This is a genomic window from Rhodopseudomonas palustris HaA2, assembly GCF_000013365.1.
In the GTDB taxonomy this organism is placed as follows: domain Bacteria; phylum Pseudomonadota; class Alphaproteobacteria; order Rhizobiales; family Xanthobacteraceae; genus Rhodopseudomonas; species Rhodopseudomonas palustris_J.
In genome coordinates, this window is sequence record NC_007778.1 from 2,881,401 (window position 1) to 2,901,029 (window position 19,629).

Sequence of the window (19,629 nt, forward strand, 5' to 3'; positions counted from 1 at the left end):
CCCACCGCGGCGATTTTGGGCTTCAGGACCGTTCTTCCGGGCGCAGGGAGCGTCGGGATTTCTCCCGCCTCGGGTGCGCCCGTCCAGCCACGAAAGCGGCGGCCGCTCGTAGTAGCGGCGGACGGTGACCTTCAGCCTCCCGGACGTGCGGGTGCGAACCGCAACGCGCAGGACGCCGCGTCTATTCGATTTCCCCGGCACCGTGCCGGCGTCCTCGAATCATCGTTCCGGACCGGTTGCCCGGCCCGCCGATCTGTCCCGCTATCCGACGCCTCGCGAAGCGCCCCTCACGGACAGGACGATGCGGACTATAATCATAATAGGATTATTGTCAAGAGACGTGTGTCTCGCGTCGATGCCACTGGATCCGCCGATCCTGTCTCACCGTCATTGCCGGGCTTGACCCGGCAATCCATCTTCTTCGCGATAATGCTTCTATCAGGCGCGCTTCGCGCGTGATGGATGCGCGGTGCGCTCGCCCGGTGATGCGGGCCGGGTCTTGACCGCGCCCGCGCCAGCGCCAAAGAAGACCAGGTTGGGAGCGAACCGGAGCAGGCGATGCCGCATCTCGTGATGGACTATTCGGGCGATCATCTCGGCCGCGACCGCGTCGCCGGCGTGATCGAGCAGCTCGCCATCACCGCTGCGGCGACCGGGGTGATGCAGGCGGCGGACATCAAAGTGCGCGCCCGCGGCTTCGACGACTATCTGGTCGCCGGCCGGCGCGACAGCTTCGTGCATCTCGCCGTGTTCATGCTGGCCGGCCGCACGCCGGCGCAGAAGGAAGCGCTCAGCATCGCGCTGCGCCAGACCCTGGTCGAGCACTGCCCCGACATCGTCAGCCTCAGCGTCGACATCCGCGACATGGACCCGGTGGCGTATAAGAAGCGGTTGAAGGGGGCGTAGGGCGGTTGGTGCGCGCGTCTGTAGCCCGGATCAGCGAAGCGCCATCCGGGGCAAGAATCCCGCGTATCGCTGCGCTCACGCTGGGTACGCTTGCCGCAATCAACCCATCCGACGCTTCCTGACAGTCTATCGAGGCGTATGGACTACCGACCTGTCCGGATAGCATCCTCAAAGACGACCTTGCTATGCGATGGGTTCTTGAACAGAACAGCCAAGAATTTTTCCGGGAATTCTTTCTCGATCGAAGCCGTCATTCGCGCGTGAACATCAGTGCACAGCCTGTAAATGGGCGCCGGATCGTTGATCTCATTTCTGAATTCGCAAATAGGTTTCGACAGCCGGTTCAAGCCGTAGAGCCGGAACACGCCAGCCGAGAGAATACGGTTTCCGTGAACAAGGACGCCCCATGCGGCACCATTCTTCTTTGTTATACTTTTCTTTCTTCGTTCGATCCATCCATCGATATGACGGTTCATTGCCGTTGCATTGAAAGCACGAGCTCCGCTGGTCGAGGGATTGTAGATCGTTCGATAGGGGGCCTTCTGAAGATCGTTAAAGAACTTCCCGATTCCGCTTTTCACCTGCACTGCGAGAAGTGGATCCCCGGATGCGCATGCGAGAGCTACGGTGACTTCAATCAGCTCACAGCTACTCGCCGACGGGCTAATCTCTTCGCTGCGCAGGAATTGATAGTCGACGTCTTCAACCGCCATCTCCTCCTTGATTCGTTTCTGCTCCGGATCCTGGGCCACGAAGTCGCGAGATTCTATCCTATTCTGAAGGTTGTTCGTTCGTGTGACTTCCTTTCCGAAGCCGGGTGGCGCTGATTCCAGCAGGATCACTCGGATTGGTACGCGCACCAATCCGAGGTTTGTATCGTTCTCGATGCGCCCAAGCGAGCTGACGGTTTGGGCCCCATTAACGATCGATGCACCTCGAAAACGAAATTGCCCTGCAGATTGAGTCGCAGCCTTGGCGGGAGCAACAACTGCCTCCTCAGCGATCAGTGTGATTCCATTATTAAAATACCAGAATTTTTCTGGCGAATTGAGTGCTGTCTGACGGATCTCATTGTTTACGTCGGTTCCGCCGAGAGAATGACGAATGTTGGATACCACCAAACTCTTACCGTGGCGCTTCCACCATGTCTTCAGCTGATACCCGTCAACAATACCGAAATATGCGACATAGGGAGAATTGACGCGAGACCAATCTAGGATCTGTGCCTCAAGCGTCACGCGGCCGCCTTCGGGATCACTTGCGAGACGAGTATAGACTTCGTTCAAGCCGAGAAGTTCCCACGAGACCAGTTCGTTGGGGTCCGCGCCATTGAGTTCCGAAAGCAGCCGATCAAAGTGCAAAGTGCTCGGCTTCGCAAGTTGACTTACACCGGTGGTGACAACTACCAGGTGGACAGAGGTGCCGGGCGTATTGATTTGAGCGAAGATGTCCTGAAGACTGGCGTGTAGTCGACTGTGGAATGCATCGACATTCTGCTCAATTGCATCGCGAACACCTGTGGCAAATGTTCCTATATCTTTTGCCTCCGGCTCGCCGGTCCCCGCGTTGATCCATTTTGATTGAACAAAGACCACGGACTGGTCTGACGGATCATAGTAGGCCGCGTCGATTCCGTTGTCGCCGGTACCGTCCCACACCGACTCCGCGGCTTGTTTTGGCGTGCAACCGGCGACTGTAGAAACGGCCAAGGCAGCCAAGCATCTCGTCAAGATCTTCTGATCTCGTTCTGCGTCGCGCGGAGAAATGTCAGAAACATTCAGGTGTGGCTCGAACAGTTCACGTAATCGAACCTTGATTTGATTGACCTTGAGGGAAGACATTGCACCTAACTCGGTTCCCAAATCCCGAATGGAACGCTAGCGGGGCATACGTCCAGCTTCAATTATTAGTTGTGATGAGGCGTCGTCGTCAGAGATGGTATTTGGCTGAGGTTGTGGATGGATGCCATTTTCGTTCGTTCGAGAAGAAAAGGCGGCGGATAGTACCTGGGCTGAATAGCGAAGCGTGCTCACGTGCAGCGCTTCGCGAGGGCAAAGACGTCTGACGTTGGCACGGCGCTGCGTGCCTTGGCCCGCCCTACGCTTCTATCTGATCAGGCGATCGTAGTCGGCATGGGAGCCGATCCAGATCCAGAGAAAGCCGTTTTCGATTTCGACGGCGAGGGCGCGATAGCGCAAGCCGACGCGAACCGACCAATATGAGCCGACCTTCTTGAACTGCAGCGAGGGATGACGCGGGTCGCTCTTGAGCAGCGCGTATTGCGCGTCGGCGAGCTTTCTGATCGGCGCGGGGAGATCGTCATACGCCGCCCAGAACCGCGGCGTGGCGACGTGCTTCACAGCTCGCGCGATTGGCCGGCGCGATGGGCGGCCAGCGCCTCGGCTGCGAGATCATCGAGCCTGCCGGCCTCCGCGTCCCGGGCGATCGCGGCATCGAACTGCTCCGCGTCGAACGCCTCGAACCACGCCCGAAACCGCGCCAGCTCGCGCGGCGGCAGACGTTCGACGGCCTTTTCGATGTCCTCGGCAGTGGTCATGAGCGCAAGCCTAGCAGCAAAGGCGAGGCGGCAAAAGGGCACTCACACGTAGGGCGCAAGAGCGAAGCGTATTGCGCCGCTTTGTCGTGCTCGGCGGATGACGGTGCGCTAACCGCCCTACGGGCTAGGCTTGCTGGCTATTTCTTGGAGCAGCCCGCGGTGAATCCCTGCGCGACGGCCTTCAGGCCCTTGACCGACCATGCGTCCTTGATCGCCCCCGACACGCGGATCGCCGTTCCGTCCGCCAACACGCTGTTCAGGGCCGCGACCTCGCCGGCCGCCAGATCGGCGCGCAGCTCGTAGGCCCCCGTCATCTCGGAATTCTTGCTGAGCGTGGACTTGCCCTTCAGCGTCACCGAGGCGTTGGCGCTGGCAAGGGTGACGCTCAGCGGCTCGCCTTTGCCTTTGCCGAGGCTCTTGTATCCGCCCAGCCCGACCTGCACCGCGCCCCCCTTCAAGCAGGTCAAGCGCAAGACATCGTCGGCCTCTTCCTCACCGGCGGGCATGCCGAGCAGTTCGGCGGGCTGCTTGGTCAACGTCCACCGCACATCCGCCGCCTGGGCGGCCGGGCCAAACGACAGAGCCAGCACGAGCGTGCCGGCGACTACGAGACGCATGGAAGATCTCCCGATAGGCGCCGGTCGTTCCGCAACCCCGGAGCGGGCGCAAGCCGCGACAGCGTCCGGCCGACCCCCTGCCGCACCGGCGCGAGCAAAGCTCATGGTGAGACGCGCTGGTGGGGGAGATGGTTCAGTTGGGCGACGTCCCGGATTTGGCGACGCGGCATCCGGACGACGCTTCTGCGGCGAAAGTGGCGTTGCGCGCGGTGCTCGTCCGGCTAGCCTCGACATATTTCATCACCACGTTCGTTGCGCACTGTCATGCCGAAAGACTCCCGTGATCTGATCAAGGAACTCGAAGCCGACGGCTGGCGGTTCGTTGGTGCGACCGGCAGTCACCACCACTTCAAGCATCCGGTGAAAGCTGGTAAGGTGACGGTCCCGCATCCGAAGAAAGACCTGCATCCGAAGATCGTTCGTTCGGTCACGCGGCAGGCAGGCCTGAAGGAGGTCCGGTGAGCGCAACATCCGGCTATCTCGCGCTGGTCTACAAGGACCGCGACACCTCCTACGGCGTCGCCTTTCCCGACGTGCCCGGCTGCATCTCGGCAGGCGACACGTTCGAGCAGGCGATCGACAACGCCGCCGAAGCACTCGGCGGCCACCTCGCGCTGCTACGCGCCGATGGCGACCCGATCCCGCAGCCGCGCAGCCTCGAGCAATTGCGCGACGATCCGGAGTTCGTCGCGGAGGCCGCCGACGCCGTGGTGGCGTTCGTCAGGCCGCAGGCGGAGCGGGCGGCGGCGGAGTAGGCGTGGTGATGTGTGTAGGGCGCAATAGCGAAGCGTATTGCGCCGCCGTGCGGTGAGCGGCGGATTACGCTGCGCTAATCCGGCCTACGGGCTGCGGCGTGGAAATCGTAATTCGCCGAGGACGTGCCGGCGAGGAGTTACTAGCATGAAAGGGGCGCAGCATGGCTAAGTGTACGTTTATTCGCAGCGCATCCACCCGTGCCGGTTGCTCTATTAAGAATGGAGTTGCGGCGCTCGTTATCGCCTGCTGCGCGAGCCTTAATCACGTAAGTCCAGCGGAGGCCGGACTGCCAGTTTCGTCTCTATTCTGGCATCTTTGCATCAGCGTATCAGAGCTTCAACCAGGCGCGGTGTCGAAGGACCGTAACGACCTCGCGGAGCGGGTCGCCTCACTGATTAGGCCGAAACTTAAGTTTGCTCAGGCTGGGCGAGAGACGAGAGCTGAGCCTCACTGTCTAAAGGACGCTGATCCAGGATTCGATAGGCAGCTTCGCCTAGTTCTATCGGTCAAACGGCAGCAAGTTCGCTTGAACGACGAGAACATTAATATTGCCCTTGCGGGGGGTGTGTCGAGCAACGGACTATTCCAAGAGCGGGATGATGCGCCCGTAGTGATTATCGATAGAAAGGAAATATCGGATCAGCGAGTTGTCGCGATGCTCGTCGAGTTTGTCGATAAGTCAGTTATTGAGATCGTACGTAAGCAGAAATAGTAAACAGCAGGAGCTACGCAATGGCTGGACAAGAGATCCAGGAGCTTTCCCTGGGCATGCAGTGGACAACGACTGTTACGATGTTCTTGATTTCGGTGAAGTCATGAAATCGCTCTATTTCCCACAGCTTATGCTGATCCCAAAACGTCTCGTCAGTCAGGTGTAGGAGAACTAGTCCGTAGCCCGGATAAGCGAAGCACCATCCGGGAGCGGCGTCTCAGCAACGTGATGAGCCCCGGGTATCGCTGCGCTCACCCGGGCTACGCTCGCTGGAGCTACGGCCGGAATTTAAGATCTTCGACAACTGCGCGGCGGGGGAAATCCAGATAGCCCGATGCCAGATATGTGAACGTATCACGGCTGGAATATCCGTCGTCACCGTCATCCGTCGAGCCGCTGACGTCGAAATGCACCAGCGCCGTGAAGGAGACTCCTTCGCCGCCCGTGAACGCGACTTCATCGACCTCGATGTCGTGAATCTCGGTGTGGTCGTGAAAGCGCTCTATCTCCCAAAGGGTATGGCGGCCCCAATAACCCTCCTCGCCAAGGCTCTCGACGATGAAATCGTCATACAGTTCGCACAGCGTCTCGGCGTCGCACCGCCCTGCAATCGACAGCTCGATTTCGTCAGTGAATTGATCGAATTCACGCAAAATGTCGATGAGATTGTAGATGCGGCTGCTGTCGTCGTCCGTCCGCGCAAGCTCGAGTAAATGGGTGTATGCGTCATGCGGAAAGGCACGGATCAAACGGTCCGTGAGCGCGAGAAACGCATCGAAGTGAAGGTCCCGGAGTTTCGCGATCGTAGACTCTTTGGGCAAGCGGCCGACGATTTTGGGAACGACCTGATCTATGAGCTTCTGTTGGTCGGCATCGTGGGGCCACACGGTTGCGCCGCTCAACGATTTCACCCGCTCGGAGTAGGGCACCAGATGACCTCGTAGCGCGCCGACAACAACCCGGGGCACCGAGGTCTCGATCCGCTCGCGAGCCGCATCGATCGCGATGGCCGCATTCTTTGCCTGTTCCTTGGGAAAGAATTGTCGCAGCAGATCGGCAAACGAGTCCGATAACAGCATTGCGCTCAGTTCAAAGCGATCCCAAACTTTGGTCTGGATGCGGTCCTTGGGATTGCTCTGCAGACCGTCCAACTTCGCCTTCAGAGCCGCTCCAACAGTTGTCGTGGTCGCCAGTAAAAAGCCTGCGCAATCGTGCTGCCGTATCTTGTCCAAGACACTGCCGACGTCCTGTTCGCTGACCGATTGATTGGTTTTTGAGTTGTCCTTGCAACTCACCAACCACCTGACTGGCGTCGATCCGATCCGTCCCGACTGGGTTTCGGTGAAAATTAGGTCTCGGCCTTGATCCGCGCCACGACCCGTCCACGACACTGTCAGGCCCAACCGTTCTCCAATCAAACGGACGAGACCCTCAAGGTTCTCCCCCGGAGGCTTACTGCTAAGTTCGCCGAAGTCGAGAGTCGCCATCAAAGCCTCGAATCTTGTCCTTTCAATATGGCAATCCGTCGATAGGCACTTTTACAAAGCAATTCGCGGCGATCCATGGATCGCCGCGAATTGCTTGATTTTGGCTCCACTCCTTTCCCGATGGAGAAGGTGAAGCCCACTAAGGCACCACTCACCCCAAATATGACGCCCTTATAGGATAAATCTGACGTCTATTTGGGGTGAAATGCTGTGAACCACCGCACTTTGTGACCTCGGCCGCCGCGAAGCTACTGAATTCACACGACCGGGCAGCCGGCTCGAACTGCGGCTGGAGGCTCTGCGAAGTACAATTTGCCCTCAAACGAACGGTATTCGCGGAGCCGCGTAAGCATACGCCTGGCCTCCCCGTTGGGGAGCCCGGCGCGCCGTCGATATCTGTTGATGACGAATCAATCCTCCTAAGCGATGGCGCCGCGGAGGATCGCGCTTCGCGTTTTCGCTCAACTGGCCCTGGCGAGCGCAGGGCGGAGCTGGTCGATCGAGCAGCCGACGCTCGGGACGTTGCCGACGGAGTTCACCAGGAGCGGAAGCACGTCGGCGAGCAGGGGCAGCCCGACGATGCCGTACGAGGTGAGCCGGGCCTCTTCCTCGGCGGTCCGCCTCACATCATCCCAAAGGGCATCGGCATCCCCCTGCGGCGACGGGTATTGTTCGAATTAGCGGCTTTCATTAAGCCGTTGAGTTTTCAAGGTCGGATTCCGCTGACCCTCGCCGGGAACACTGCAATACGAAGCAAAGTGGGCCCCCTACGTCAAAACGGCCACACAACGCGAAAGCTGGCATTATAGGGAGAGATCTCCGATCACTACGCCAGCCGGTGGGCGTTCAAATCTGCAAAGGCTTCGCAACGCGCAGCACTGCGCGGATCACGTTCGCAATTACCCGCGCGGACCGTCCTTCAACGAGGATGCCAAGGTCCATAGAATGGCGTGCAAATACGGTCATGTTGGCGCTGCCGACATAGGCAAGGGCGGAATCGGCGAGCGCGACCTTGGCGTGGAAAGTTTCGAAGCCATCGCCCAGATCGACAGTATAGTCGAAGGCTTCCACGCCGATCGTTGAAAGTTCTGCTGCGTGTTCTTGAACGACGCGGGTCGCGTCGCCGGCGCGCCGCACGATGAGGCGTTTCTGCTGGGCACGCGTGTCTGAAAACAGTTTGACGGCATATCTTAGTCCCTCGGTGTTTAGAAATGGCGTCATGAGAATGAAACTGTCGATGGCGGTGGCAGCGACACGTAAAAATGCGTCATTCGTGGGGACTAGGGAGCTATGAGCGACGCCTGTTTGGGAAAGCGCGACCCCGATCGCGCTCGGAGGTGGCGGCATCGTGACGACCGCAATCGCCGTCTCTTTAGAGGAGTCATGGGTTCGCATAGCCGCCGCACCTTCCAAAAATGCCCCCACCTCACTTGGCAAGGCGGCGGGTCCAATGAGCCACCCGGACACCAAAGGCGTTAGCCATCCACGGCGCACGAAATCTGCGGAGATCCGGTCGAGAACGGGTCGCGAAAGCGCCGGCAGGCTTGCCTCGTCGATCGATCCAGATCTGCGTAGCGTGATGGCGGCGGCCAGTTTGGCCGCGGCAGCGCAATCATCGCCGAGCTCGGCGACGAGCGAGCGGGAGAGCGATGATCCAAGCGCGGCATTCATGGATCGACCGGGGCCGCTGCCGCTCGTCTACGGGCAACGTCGTAGTATCCGATCAACGCGCGGCCTTCGGCGTCCCAGCGCGGCTGACCGCGGCCTATCAATACTGAGCGCGACAGCAACTCGTTCCGGGTCAGACATGCGCTCTCGGGGATCAGCAGGCAGTCTGGACATGCGCCACCGCGATGGTTGCACACGCTCTCGGAGCCGCACCGAAGACTGGCTGGATCGACCATGCGTTCGAGGACCTCGTTGCCGAACCATGGATCTCCGCGGTCGCGCCACATAGACGACAGGTTGCCGAGATCCATGGTCATGCCCCGCCGATAGACTAGGAACGCTAGGTCGGGCACGAAGATGTGCTCGCCGAACGAGCCGAGATCGAGGCCCGACATCGAGGACGATGTCCCGAGGAGGTGGTGAGCCATCGTGTGGAGAAGCGTGTAGACGTACGGATAGGCGAGGCGCGGCACGCTGCGCTCGCGCCGATATTCGTCAAGAAAGCGCGAGAAGCGGACGTCTTCGTTTGCCTGCATCTGCGCGTATTCCTCGATCAGGCGTCCGCCCAGCCGGACGCCTGGAGCGGCGGGGGCAGGGCGGATGCCGTTCGCCTCCAACCACTCCAGAACGCATTCCTCGTCGAGGCGGATGTAGAAGCCCTCGTTGGACTGTACGAGGCAGAGTATTGGATGGACGCCGCGATCACCGACCTGCACTCGGTCGAACAGCCGCAGGCGTACCGGCAATTCAGCTGTGCCAGACTTGTCGCGTTGGACCGTCGGCAGCGAACTTGTCCGCGTGTAGCCGAACGTATATTCGCACACCCTGACGTCTCGGACGAGGCGCAACTCGGCCATCCCCAGCAGGTCTCGGCGTATACGGACTTGATCGAGGAGTCGCGAGCGCTCGTCAGCCCCAAGGTCGTCGGGAAACAGGAAGTCGTCGAGGATCGTAAGATCTACCGACACATCCTTGCCGTCAGGCATCTGCCGCCCTCGCAGACGCTCTTCGGTGAGGGTCTTGTGTTCGAGCGCCATGCGCACAGGATCGAAACGGCGGACATATTCCGTGCGCTCGCGGCCGGCACGCTCGATTCCATCCACGGCCTGCTGATGGCCCGCGAAAACCGTCCTGTTCCAGTCGGCGTCCATTTCGGCGAGATACGCTCGCTGCTCGTTGATCATGTCGACCGGAGAGGGGGTCATCGCCTCAAGCGTCGGAAGGAAGCTTCGAAATTGCCGATAGCGGTTCCACTTATCGCCCTGACCGGCCGCCAGCAGGAGACGTTCTTTTTCCGCATCATCGATCGCGGTGGGCGGATAGCCGTATTCGCTGGAAAGAAGCGCTACGAGCGGACCCGTATTGGTTGAGTTCAGCAGCTGGATGTACCGTTCCTGATCGAAGACCAGCAGCCGGTCGCCATGAACGTAATAGGCAGCCGAGGCTCTGTAGGAGACCGGCTCCATGTTTATTTCGGCGGGCAGTGCCTGGTTTTGTGCGATCAGGGGGCCGAGCTCCTCAAGCGTCGTCAGATCCCGCTGTTGGACAGGCCTCGGAAGTTTGCACTCGACGCATTGAAACACCCAGTTCGCGAGTCGTCCGGGTGGACGATGCAGGTAGAAGCGATCCTCATTGCAATTTTCACATCGATCGTAGTCCTGCACGACACCGTTCTGCCACCGTCGATGGCTCGGCGTGATCGGCTCTACGCTTCCCGACCAGTGAGCAAAAACGACGTCGAGCTGCTGCCAATTGTCCGCACAGCTATCCGCACCCGACGGGCATGCGGTCCGGAAGCGCGATGCTTCGTCGGTCAGACGTTCCACCCGATCTACCGATATATGCAGATTACAACGGGTGCAGACGAACGAAAGGGGGAACGGGACGTAGCCGACATGATCTGGAATTTGGAATGCGAATTCTCCAGAGCGCACCCGCACCCGCTCGTCGCTGACGACCCGGCCGTCGACGGCCAGGTTCAAGGGGACCGGATGCCGAAGTCCGATCCCGCGTGCCGCCCTTAATGCCCACGCCTCGAAGTATTCTTGGATCTGTTCGGAGATCATCTTCTGTGTGTTCGGACTCAGCTCGTCTCCGGCAGCCCGGTTCCCTGGGCTAGGAAGCGCCATGCAGGCCCCAGAGCCGCCTTCGAACGTGAAGAGGCTATGAGGCGCATAGGCCGTGGCGAGTTGACTGCGCGATCGCTGCATGGATGGTGGTTTGGCAGTCATGTGGTCGCTCCGTCTGCACCGTCGTCGAGTTCGCTTGTCGCGCCATATCTTCTGCGGCGCGAGACGCAGCGGTTTCGGATCATTGTGACTGCGCCGAGCAACTGCTCGTCCGTAATGGGCCTGTTTTTCTGAGAAAGGCGGCTGCCCTGGATGCGCCCCTGCACGTCAACGTCCCGCAGACTAGTCATGGGACGGACGAGGCCCGTGTTCGTCGCCTTCCAGAAGTCGTTGAGACTGCCTGTGTAGCTTTTGCTGTCGAGCACCTGACGGATGCGGTCGATCTGGGAGCGGACCAGGTCTCCGTAGTAATCCGGATTGGTAGGAGCTCCGGTGGCGGCGCCGATCCCGACGGCGTTCGCGACGAAGCGCACGCAATCGTCGAAGTCGGGTCGGTTACGCAGCAGCCTCGCCGCTGCCTCCACGGTCGATGGCATGTTCACGGTCGCTTTTTGATCGTCCGCGGTGGCGACGAAGCGCTCGTTGTACCGGACACCAGAGAGCCAGGTCTGGACCATGGAAGGAATCGTACGGCCGATGGCACGGTCCGCCCAACGTTCGACGGCTGGCGGTGAGATCATGCGTTCCAGCAGGCGATGGAAGGCCTCATGGACCTCCACTATGAAACGGTCGCGCCGCGTCTGAGGCGTCGGGATCAGCAGCGAGAAACCTACGTGGGTTCGTCCGACGCGAGAGGATGCCTGGATGTACTCAGCCACGTCCGAAGGCATACCGGCGAAGGCCATCGCGTTGAAGAATTCGACGTCAACTCCGTGCGAGATTGCCGAAGTGGCGACGATGCCCCGCAGCGTGGTCGCAATATCCTCCGACATTGGGTCGAAAGGTTGCTCCGATCGCCTGATAACGGACTGGATGTCTGCGATGTCGACTCCGCCGGAGATCAGCTCCATCGAGAAGTCGGACAAAGTGTATTCTTCGCCCATCGCTGCGTGGATTTCGCGTACCTCCGTCTCGAGCGCCGAGAGTATCTGATCGCCGCCTTTTTTATTCGTGACGTAGGTCAGCTGGATGCGGTGCAGATCGACAAGCTGGGCAAGCCTGTCGTAGCGCCCGGCGGCGGCGGCCTCCCGTAATGCGCGCGATCGACGGTCTGCCCACGGCGCGGAAGAGACGCTGGCCATCATCTCGTCCGCGGCGCGTGCCTGCCTGGTCGGGTCGGATGACGACAGATCGCGCTGCCACCTGGTGATCGTCGCCGCGTGGGCGGCCAGTACCGAGAGCGTTGTGACGGTGTGAAGCCGACCGTTGGTCATCAGGCTCGCATAGACGCGCCCCCATGGAGCAGCGAGTTCGAGACCTCGCGGGGTCGTTCCGGAGGCGAGCCGCGTTTGAGCGGCATCGCCGGTCGGTTCGAAGGTCGCCAGCTGCGTATAGAACCCCTCATGCAGCGCTGGACCCGGATGTGGAAACTGGACGACCTGGCGCTGATACACCGCCTTGGTGTGCTTCGCGACATCGGCGGCGGTCGCCGTCGCTCCGATCACATGCGGAAGCCTCGGTTTTCCCGGTGCTGCGTGAACCTGGGCCACGCGATCTCCTAGAAGCGGAGCCAGCCGGCTCATCCATTCGAACAGGGCGGTTTCGAAGATGCCGCCGAATGTGCCGAGGCTCTCTTCGAGAAGATGCATCTCGTCCTGGACGATCAGGCTCGGGAACGGATCGAAGAACACCTCGTCGCCGGAGGCGAAGGATGGAGCTACCCGTCGGAAATCAGCCGGCACGTCCGCGTTCTGCTGAGGCGCCATGTGCAGACGACCAAGAGGGCCGCCCTGGATATACCGCGCCATGCCGAGCATGCCGGCGATGCGGTCGATCGTCGCGACGTTCTGGCCGAGGAGGGCCAACTTGTCGATCGTGCCCAAAAGCACCGATGGCGCCGCGCGGTAGATATCGGTGTCGGTCAGCAGGAAGGGAAGCGGCGCACGATGCCCGTCCCGGCCGCTTGTCGCGAGGTTCCAGTCACATCTTGCTTCGAAACATACGATTCCAAGCCGGTGATCTTGCTCAGGATAGAGGCGCAGTCCGGTTTCCCGAGGCGAATTGCAGAAGGGGCAACGCGGCAACTTATTCCAGGCTTCGTGCGCAATAACATACTCACGGTCGGCCCTGCTTTGACCGGCGAGGACGGCTTGCTCGTCGCGGCCGCGCGGACTGTCCACGATCGGTATGCATCTCATCTGCTCCGACGGCTTACCTTGCCGCTCTTCGGTGACATTTGGGGTATTCGCGCTGCCGACCCAGAATCCGATCTCGAACGCTGCGCCGCCGATCCGCTCGCTTCTGCGAACCATCTCTGCGTTGGCAAGCAGTCGGGCGAGTCTTTGCGCCTGCTGCACGGTCAGTAGGCGGAGCGGATAATGCATCATCGCCGTCACGCCGCGTAATTTCCCGCGGATGCGGTCCAGGAATAGGGCGAAGACCAGAATGCCGAAGAACGCTTCCGTCTTGCCGCCGCCAGTTGCCATATACAGCAAGCTTGCCGCATCCTCGTCGAAGGCAGCATCGAAGTCGCTAGCGAATTCCGGAACACGCGATGCAAATGTCGGAACGTGCGCCAGAATAAACGCAAGCTGGAAGAGGCGCCATCTCGGTCGGTTGCCAGGCGTATCCGGGTTGGCCCTAGCCATGGTCCGGTTCAGCAGAATCCAAGCACGGTAGGGGATCGCGGCGGACGAGTTCGGGGCGATCTGCCAAGCCTGCCTCGATCGGGAGAGTATCTGGGCACCCTTCCGAATCCTGTCGGCTTCGCGTTTCCACGCCTGAAGGTCGTCGCCGAACCGCGTCCTCTGCGCGGACTCGTCGATGTCGCTACCTTCCTCGCCCGGCTGGCTGATTGCGGTATTTTCCGCCACCTTTTCGATCCACTGATCCATCTCGCCCGGGAGCGCCTGAAGGACGCTGACATCAGTCGTCGTTAGGCAGAGGGAGCCGTACTGAGTAACGACGGCCGGGACCTCGGTCGCCGTCGTCCGGGGAAGCACGTAGCGCGGCATCCAAGTTGTGCGCATCTGCCGTCCGCCAACGGAAATCCCGAGATCTTCGACGCCACCGTTCACGCCCATGGCCGGCATGGTCATGAAGCCCGCAAGGTGGTAGCTGCGCTTCACTCGCTCCAGCCGCATCGGTCCAATGACATCAGGGGGAATGGTCACGTTCAGCGAAACGCCAAACAGACCAAACTCCTGAGTGGGGTCGCCTTCGCGCATGTTTTCGATCGCGATACGCGTCGAATAGGCCCCCGGGACCAGCGGGTCCTGCAAAGCCTGTGCGAGGATCTCGATGTCGAAATCTGGAACGAGATCTTTCTCGATCCTAGGCCGCCCGCGGGCATCGAGGAGAAAGCGGTCCCAATTCTCACGCGACCAGAAGGATTCCGACGGAGGATATACCTTGCGCCAGGCGTTCAATTCTCCGTCTGGAGAACCTATCCACGATCTGTAGGCAGCCTTGATCGCGCCATTCAGTATCAGCTTGTAGGCCGACGTCACGCGTGTCCATGCATCTGGTTCGCAGGGTAGCGGCAGGCGTAGCGGCTCGACCTCGACGGCCAGCCGGATCCATTTCAGCGGAACCTCGTATCTTTGAGAAAGAGCATTGGGGATTCTCAGTCTGTCTAGTCCGGGAACAGGCAGTAGTCCGATCGGATCACCGTTTTCGGCCAGCTGATCTCCGTTTGCTGCCGGCGTTTCGTTGGTCTCCGCGTCAATCCCGATCGGAGGCGATGGCGTATTTGCTGGAACGACCACGCCAAATGCCGTGTAGACTTCGCGCGATATTTTAGCGCGAAGTCGGGATTTCTCGCCCGGCGTCGCGCCGGCAGGTATTTCGCTGTTGAACCTTTGTCGACGGGCGTCGCGGATCTGGATTTTGGCCGCTTGGTTGAAGCCTGGCGGGGGAATGAGCCAGCCGTTTCGCGCGAAAAGCTCGTCCGTTGTTGGAAGAGCCCGAACATAGACGCTGAACGTGGGTTGTACGATGATTTCGCCACTGCCTCCCGAAAGCAGTCTGAAATCGAGTCCATGAGAAGCAATCCGGATATCGCTAGATTCGTCGTCTCCGGCCGCATCGAGCCTCGGCAGGATGAAGCCACTCGAAAGCCGTCTGGCTGGCCTTTCGTGGAAGATCGTTCTACCGAAATCGCCTTCGCCGCTGACGATCTGCCGCGTCCGGTCAAGCACGGCATCGCACACCGCTTCCTTCAGCTCCTGGCGATCGTCCGCCGAAAGTCCGGCAAGCGCTAGGGGGTCAGCCATTGCTCGCTCCGACGGATTTTTTCTCGACGTCGATGACGACGTCGACGGACTCCAGCACCTGCTGCCACAGTCCTTGCTTCGTCTTCCAGGCCTCTTCGGCCTCCTTGTCCAGCACGAAGCTCACGACGCGCTGATTGAATTGGTGTCCCTCGTGGGCTCGGTACGAACGCGTCGGAAGGACGGCGGCTTTCCAGTACACTTCGGCCATCTGGCTATCGACGCCAACCGCCTCCATGAATATCCGGAAGCGATTCCAGTCACGGGCGGCCCCCGGCGCTCGCGTCCCAATGGCCGTCGCTGGCGCGATGTCGGCTCTCAGCCACCGTTGAATGTTGTACTGCTCATCGCCGACGGTCGCGTCGATCCGTTTCATGATCGCAAGGACGTGCCGCGCCTTTTCGGCTATCGTTCCCCCCGGTAGTCTGGTGCGGATCCTTTCGATCTCGCCATGATAGACGCAGAGCCCTGCTTGACTGGTGCGGGACGTCGCGAGTGCGAGCCGGAGCGGCTCGCGGATCGAAGCATCAAGGACGAGGATGCGGTCATCCTTCCTGATCTCCCGCGCGGGTGCCCGTTCGAATGGTCTCAATTCGCCCGGGGACTGTTTGAGGACTTCGCCGCCCGGGCGATAATCCAGCCGGATCCCGCTCTGCATCATGAGATGAACGACGTCACCGCGATACCTGCCGTCGGATTGCGTAAAATCGACTCCTCTTTCCTTGACGAGCGGTGCGGCATGGAATTCTGCCTCCGCTTGATCTAGAGACTCGTCGGCCCCGCCGCGTCGCAGCGCCGTCGTCAAGGCTTTGGCTCTGACGGCGAACTGGGAGAATTCCGGAATAGTTTCGATCGCGGCCAATTCGGATGAGAGCAGGGAGCTTCCTGCAGCGTCGCCGAGGAGATAGACCGTACTGGGGACCTTGCGGGCGGTCAGCAAGGCGCGGATGGATTCCGGCGTCGGACCGATGACGATCAGCCTCTCCGGATCCTGACCTTCGAGATGATCGAGCAGACTGTGATGGTCGACAATGGCGCAGTTGCAATGGACCGCCCGATCGGAAGCCAGGTAGACCTCGCTGATGCGTCGGCCGGGCAGTGCGATCGAGGTCTTACCAGAATTGATATCGGCGGATGTGAGTAGTTCGGCGAGCTTTGCCGCGACCGGGGTATCCTCTTCCCAATTCGCGACTTTGCGTTCGATCTGCTGGACGACCGCGTCGATGGCTGGTGCGAACGTGGGCTGACGCAGGCCGACCGCGAGGAGGTCGCTGAGGGCCATCTTGGGACGGAAAAGCTTCTTGAGGGCATCGTCGAACTCTCCGACTTCGTCGTAGAGGACATCGGTGATGTCGCGAGCTTCGCGCATGCCGAGGGGAAGCGAGGCTGAGCGTCTGACAAAAGCCAGGGCACGCTTGATCTGGTCCGCGTCGTCGTCAGCTCCATAATCGCGCAGCTTGCCGCCGATCGCCAGCAATTCCTGTCGAAGAGGAGCCAGGGCGGCATCCTTGATGTCCGCCTGGACGGAGAGCGGCGCAGTATCCCTCGGCGGCTCGGCCGCCGGCCCGCGCAGCGTCGGTTTCTCCAGAAACAATCCCAGTTGTTGCGCCCTGATCTTCGGACGCCGCTTCTCGGCATGCATGCGCAGAAGACTGAATGCGCGCCGATGGGTGAAGCTATCGTCCGTCAGGACGAATAGCGCCGGGCGCCGACCCTGGATCGCACCGAGAGCAGTCAACAAGACGCCCAGCTTCTTTTCCCAGGAGTTACGGATCTCGGATCGACCGGTGCTGGTCAGATCGGCGACAACAAGATCGAGTCCCAAGTCCTTGATGCGTGGAGCTCCCAGATAGCGAGCGAGGCCTTCGGGCGCCGTCGCCGGTGGAAGACCGAACAGGGCGAACGGGGTTGAGTCCGGGTCACCCACAGCTCTCACATGCTCGGTCAGCCCGGCGTGCGGCTCTCCCATTGATGTGTAGTCCCGAACTCGGCGAAGCACTTGCTCGGAGTCCGGAAGATAGGCCCCTTCACCCTTGGAGTTCGCAGGAGCGAAAACCGAAGTTGTCTCAAGCAAGGTCGGATTTCGTACGACGATCTCGCCAGACGCCCGAGCCCTGGGCTTCAGATCGCGAAGGCGCATCTCGATCATGCAGAGCGACATGTGCGCCAGGGTACGTTCCTGCCAGGAAGTGTCCGGAGCGTTGCAGACGGCCAGGGAGACGTCCGCGATGTCCTGCGGATTAACGAGGATCGACCGGGCCGCCTGCTTGGCTCCCTCGCGCCAGGGCCAATAGGCGATGGTCGCGTGGGCGAGGCGGCCGGAAGACCGGGCTTCCCTGAGAAGCGCGCAGGTCGCCACGAACGCGCCGCCGGGGCGGGCCGGCCAAGAAAGCATCGCGCGGTCCCCGCCGTCCGCTATGGCATCCAACGCTGCATTCAGCAAAGGCCTGCCCGCGTCCATGGTGGCCCAACTGTCGGCGGCCGAGGTGGAGGCATATCTGACGGTGGTTGGCTTGCAATGACCTGGTCTGGAGAGCTTCGGGTTTTCGCCTTGAGCGCGGGAGCTTTGCAGTAGCGAGCGGATCCGGTCGGCCTGCGCCTTGGATCTCTCCTGGCGAGAAAGCGGGTCGTTCTTGTCCCCGCGCTGGAAGCTGTCCGGCCGCTTTCTGCCCATCATGCCGCTCTTTCCACGGTCTTTCGCTTACGGGAGGCCTCATAGGCAACCTCGACGGCCGTCTCGAAATCCTTGATCCGCGACATCGCGGTCCGCATGTCGCGCGGATCGGGCAGGGGCAAATCCTTCAGGGCCGATATCGAAATGCTCGATGTCCCGCCGATGCACCGAAAGCGTTTGTCAACCGCTTTCGAGTTCAGCAGTTTGCACAGGAGCGACAGGTTCGAGCGTTCGTGCGGAATCAGAAGTATGGTGTGGTTCTCGGCGACGAAGCCCTTGTGACGCTTGACCACCTGTCGGGGAATCACGGCGGCGACTAGGCGCCGCGGTTGCCTGCTATTCGTTGTCCGCTGGAGAATGATCGCTGAACGTCGGATGATGCCCGGATTGTCCTTGTCGAAGGAGACGAAGTCGATGCCGGTGCCGGACTTGCTTCGGGGTTTGCATGGGTCTCCGGGCTTGATGTTTCTCGCCCAGATGAGAGGGAAGTCCGTTCCAAACTTTCGACCGCTCTGAAGGCGCTCTTTTTCGCGATTCCAGACAAAATACCCAGCTTTTGGCGTAACGCCGTAGTCCGACAAACGCGACCTGCAAGACCGCAGCGCTTCGTCGCTTCCGTCGGCGCGCTCCGGAAGAACCCAGGGAGCCCCTTGAGCAGATGACGCCGCGGTGATGGTTCCGATCTCCTGGAAGTGCCAATTGCGATCCACCCGACCCAGCTTGGGCACGAACGCCGGTAGGCAAGCAGACTGAGAGCGCATCCGGAACACCGATACGCATGCGTCTTGCTGGACGTCGTGAAACACGTCCTTGCGCTCCAGAATGTCGATGCGGACCACTTCGGCCTTTGAGCGGATGTACTCACGCAACCTCTGAAACAGCGAGCCGGCCAAGAAGCTGGATGGCGTGACCGTGGCGACGAGACCGCCAGGCTTCGCCATCCGGAAGGCAAGGTCGATGAAAAGGGCATATCGGTTGATGTGCCCACGCGCAGCGAACGCTAGCCAACTCTCTGGAAGCTGTGGCCCAAGGCCGAGCAACCGGCCGTACGGGGGGTTAACGAAGACTGCGTCGTAGAATGCGGTCTTGGCGATTTTCAGTGAATCGCCGACCTGAATGGAGCGTCGTGCAGCAGCACGCGTTTCGTTTAACCGGTCTCTGAGGAGTATTTCACCCAGCAGCGCCAGATGTTCGTCTATCTCGATTCCCGAGAGGCGCTTCTTGATATCGTCCGTCTTGCACCCAAGCTCGGTCATGCGGCCGGCCAAGGTGGACACAAATGCGGCGCCGCCCGCTGCAGGGTCGATCACACGGGCAGTTGTCAGATCCAGCCCAGCGTTTTCGGCTCGCGCAAGCAGATGGCGGACTATCGCGGGAGGCGTAAAGAACGTTGCCATATCACGGCGCAAAGTCGCACTCATAAGCAGGGTGTAGAAGGTGCTCAGCCAGTAGTGACGCTGGTCGGCATCCACTTTTAGGAGTTCGTTCCGGAGGCCTGCAGTGAATTTCTGCTTTCGCGGCGCATGATCGCCTCCGAGCAGAGAAACCGCGAGCGCGAGCCGCGTCCTTGGCTGCAAGCGCTCGACCGGAACTAGATTCGTTTCGATATTGGCGATGGCAGCGCGCATGGCGACACGGATCCGTTCCGTGTTCGCTTCGTCATGGACGAAACGTTTTACCTCGGCACTCATGACCCCTCGCCAACGCGTTACCCGCGCTCCTCTATTTTGAGGACGCTCACTTGCCGAAAGTG

Annotated in this window: 13 protein-coding genes; 3 read left to right on the forward strand and 10 right to left on the reverse strand. The window is 60.6% G+C overall.

Translation table 11 applies throughout. From position 1 onward, the window contains the following. Window positions 1-558 precede the first annotated feature (558 nt). The gene (locus RPB_RS12695) at window positions 559-906 is read left to right on the forward strand and encodes a 5-carboxymethyl-2-hydroxymuconate Delta-isomerase (RefSeq protein WP_011441412.1); all 348 of its coding nucleotides are present in this window, start codon (window positions 559-561) and stop codon (window positions 904-906) included. A 143-nt stretch (window positions 907-1,049) separates the two neighbouring features. Here the strand turns inward: RPB_RS12695 and RPB_RS12700 are convergent, their stop codons facing one another. From RPB_RS12700 to RPB_RS12715, 4 genes are all read right to left on the reverse strand, one after another. Next, window positions 1,050-2,747 carry an AIPR family protein gene (locus tag RPB_RS12700; RefSeq protein ID WP_157038821.1) on the reverse strand — a complete coding sequence of 566 codons (1,698 nt, stop codon included), beginning with the start codon at window positions 2,745-2,747 and terminating at the stop codon, window positions 1,050-1,052. A 264-nt stretch (window positions 2,748-3,011) separates the two neighbouring features. Further along, window positions 3,012-3,266, reverse strand: a complete 255-nt coding sequence (locus tag RPB_RS12705; RefSeq protein ID WP_011441414.1) for a ParE family toxin-like protein — start codon at window positions 3,264-3,266, stop codon at window positions 3,012-3,014. Beyond that, window positions 3,263-3,463 (reverse strand): hypothetical protein, encoded by a 201-nt coding sequence (locus tag RPB_RS12710; RefSeq protein WP_011441415.1) that lies wholly within the window; start codon window positions 3,461-3,463, stop codon window positions 3,263-3,265. The genes RPB_RS12705 and RPB_RS12710 overlap by 4 nt, the downstream gene beginning before the upstream one ends. Window positions 3,464-3,600: 137 nt before the next feature. Continuing rightward, window positions 3,601-4,080 (reverse strand): hypothetical protein, encoded by a 480-nt coding sequence (locus tag RPB_RS12715; protein ID WP_011441416.1) that lies wholly within the window; start codon window positions 4,078-4,080, stop codon window positions 3,601-3,603. Window positions 4,081-4,344: 264 nt separating this feature from the next. On the opposite strand from RPB_RS12715, the gene RPB_RS12720 reads away from it, so the two are divergent. Together RPB_RS12720 and RPB_RS12725 are read left to right on the forward strand one after the other, a co-directional pair. Beyond that, window positions 4,345-4,542 carry a type II toxin-antitoxin system HicA family toxin gene (locus RPB_RS12720; RefSeq protein ID WP_011441417.1) on the forward strand — a complete coding sequence of 66 codons (198 nt, stop codon included), beginning with the start codon at window positions 4,345-4,347 and terminating at the stop codon, window positions 4,540-4,542. Continuing rightward, a complete protein-coding gene (locus RPB_RS12725) occupies window positions 4,539-4,835 on the forward strand; it encodes a type II toxin-antitoxin system HicB family antitoxin (RefSeq protein ID WP_011441418.1) in 297 nt (98 codons plus the stop codon). The genes RPB_RS12720 and RPB_RS12725 overlap by 4 nt, the downstream gene beginning before the upstream one ends. 988 nt (window positions 4,836-5,823) lie before the next feature. Here RPB_RS12725 and RPB_RS12735 read toward each other — a convergent pair. The 6 genes from RPB_RS12735 to RPB_RS12760 form a co-directional block, all read right to left on the reverse strand. Beyond that, the gene (locus RPB_RS12735; protein ID WP_011441419.1) at window positions 5,824-7,035 is read right to left on the reverse strand and encodes a restriction endonuclease; all 1,212 of its coding nucleotides are present in this window, start codon (window positions 7,033-7,035) and stop codon (window positions 5,824-5,826) included. An 846-nt stretch (window positions 7,036-7,881) separates the two neighbouring features. Continuing rightward, window positions 7,882-8,706: a hypothetical protein gene (locus RPB_RS12740; protein WP_011441420.1), complete on the reverse strand. Its 825-nt coding sequence runs from the start codon at window positions 8,704-8,706 to the stop codon at window positions 7,882-7,884. Further along, on the reverse strand, window positions 8,703-10,934 hold the full coding sequence (locus RPB_RS12745; protein ID WP_011441421.1) for a hypothetical protein: 2,232 nt from the start codon (window positions 10,932-10,934) through the stop codon (window positions 8,703-8,705). Before RPB_RS12745 ends, RPB_RS12740 begins: the two co-directional genes overlap by 4 nt. After that, entirely contained in the window at window positions 10,931-15,205 is a 4,275-nt protein-coding gene (locus RPB_RS12750; protein WP_011441422.1) for a DEAD/DEAH box helicase family protein, read from the reverse strand. Before RPB_RS12750 ends, RPB_RS12745 begins: the two co-directional genes overlap by 4 nt. Continuing rightward, the gene (locus RPB_RS12755; protein ID WP_041798233.1) at window positions 15,198-17,879 is read right to left on the reverse strand and encodes a hypothetical protein; all 2,682 of its coding nucleotides are present in this window, start codon (window positions 17,877-17,879) and stop codon (window positions 15,198-15,200) included. The genes RPB_RS12750 and RPB_RS12755 overlap by 8 nt, the downstream gene beginning before the upstream one ends. Further along, the gene (locus tag RPB_RS12760) at window positions 17,876-19,567 is read right to left on the reverse strand and encodes an Eco57I restriction-modification methylase domain-containing protein (protein ID WP_011441424.1); all 1,692 of its coding nucleotides are present in this window, start codon (window positions 19,565-19,567) and stop codon (window positions 17,876-17,878) included. Before RPB_RS12760 ends, RPB_RS12755 begins: the two co-directional genes overlap by 4 nt. Between the last annotated feature and the right edge of the window lie 62 nt (window positions 19,568-19,629).

Coding starts and splice junctions, on each gene's coding strand:
- RPB_RS12750 (WP_011441422.1), bottom strand. CDS start 15,205: ATGGCTGACCCCCTAGCGCTTGCCGGACTTTCGGCGGACGATCGCCAG.
- RPB_RS12760 (WP_011441424.1), bottom strand. CDS start 19,567: ATGAGTGCCGAGGTAAAACGTTTCGTCCATGACGAAGCGAACACGGAA.
- RPB_RS12710 (WP_011441415.1), bottom strand. CDS start 3,463: ATGACCACTGCCGAGGACATCGAAAAGGCCGTCGAACGTCTGCCGCCG.
- RPB_RS12745 (WP_011441421.1), bottom strand. CDS start 10,934: ATGACTGCCAAACCACCATCCATGCAGCGATCGCGCAGTCAACTCGCC.
- RPB_RS12720 (WP_011441417.1), top strand. CDS start 4,345: ATGCCGAAAGACTCCCGTGATCTGATCAAGGAACTCGAAGCCGACGGC.
- RPB_RS12715 (WP_011441416.1), bottom strand. CDS start 4,080: ATGCGTCTCGTAGTCGCCGGCACGCTCGTGCTGGCTCTGTCGTTTGGC.
- RPB_RS12755 (WP_041798233.1), bottom strand. CDS start 17,879: ATGATGGGCAGAAAGCGGCCGGACAGCTTCCAGCGCGGGGACAAGAAC.
- RPB_RS12735 (WP_011441419.1), bottom strand. CDS start 7,035: ATGGCGACTCTCGACTTCGGCGAACTTAGCAGTAAGCCTCCGGGGGAG.
- RPB_RS12740 (WP_011441420.1), bottom strand. CDS start 8,706: ATGAATGCCGCGCTTGGATCATCGCTCTCCCGCTCGCTCGTCGCCGAG.
- RPB_RS12695 (WP_011441412.1), top strand. CDS start 559: ATGCCGCATCTCGTGATGGACTATTCGGGCGATCATCTCGGCCGCGAC.
- RPB_RS12700 (WP_157038821.1), bottom strand. CDS start 2,747: ATGTCTTCCCTCAAGGTCAATCAAATCAAGGTTCGATTACGTGAACTG.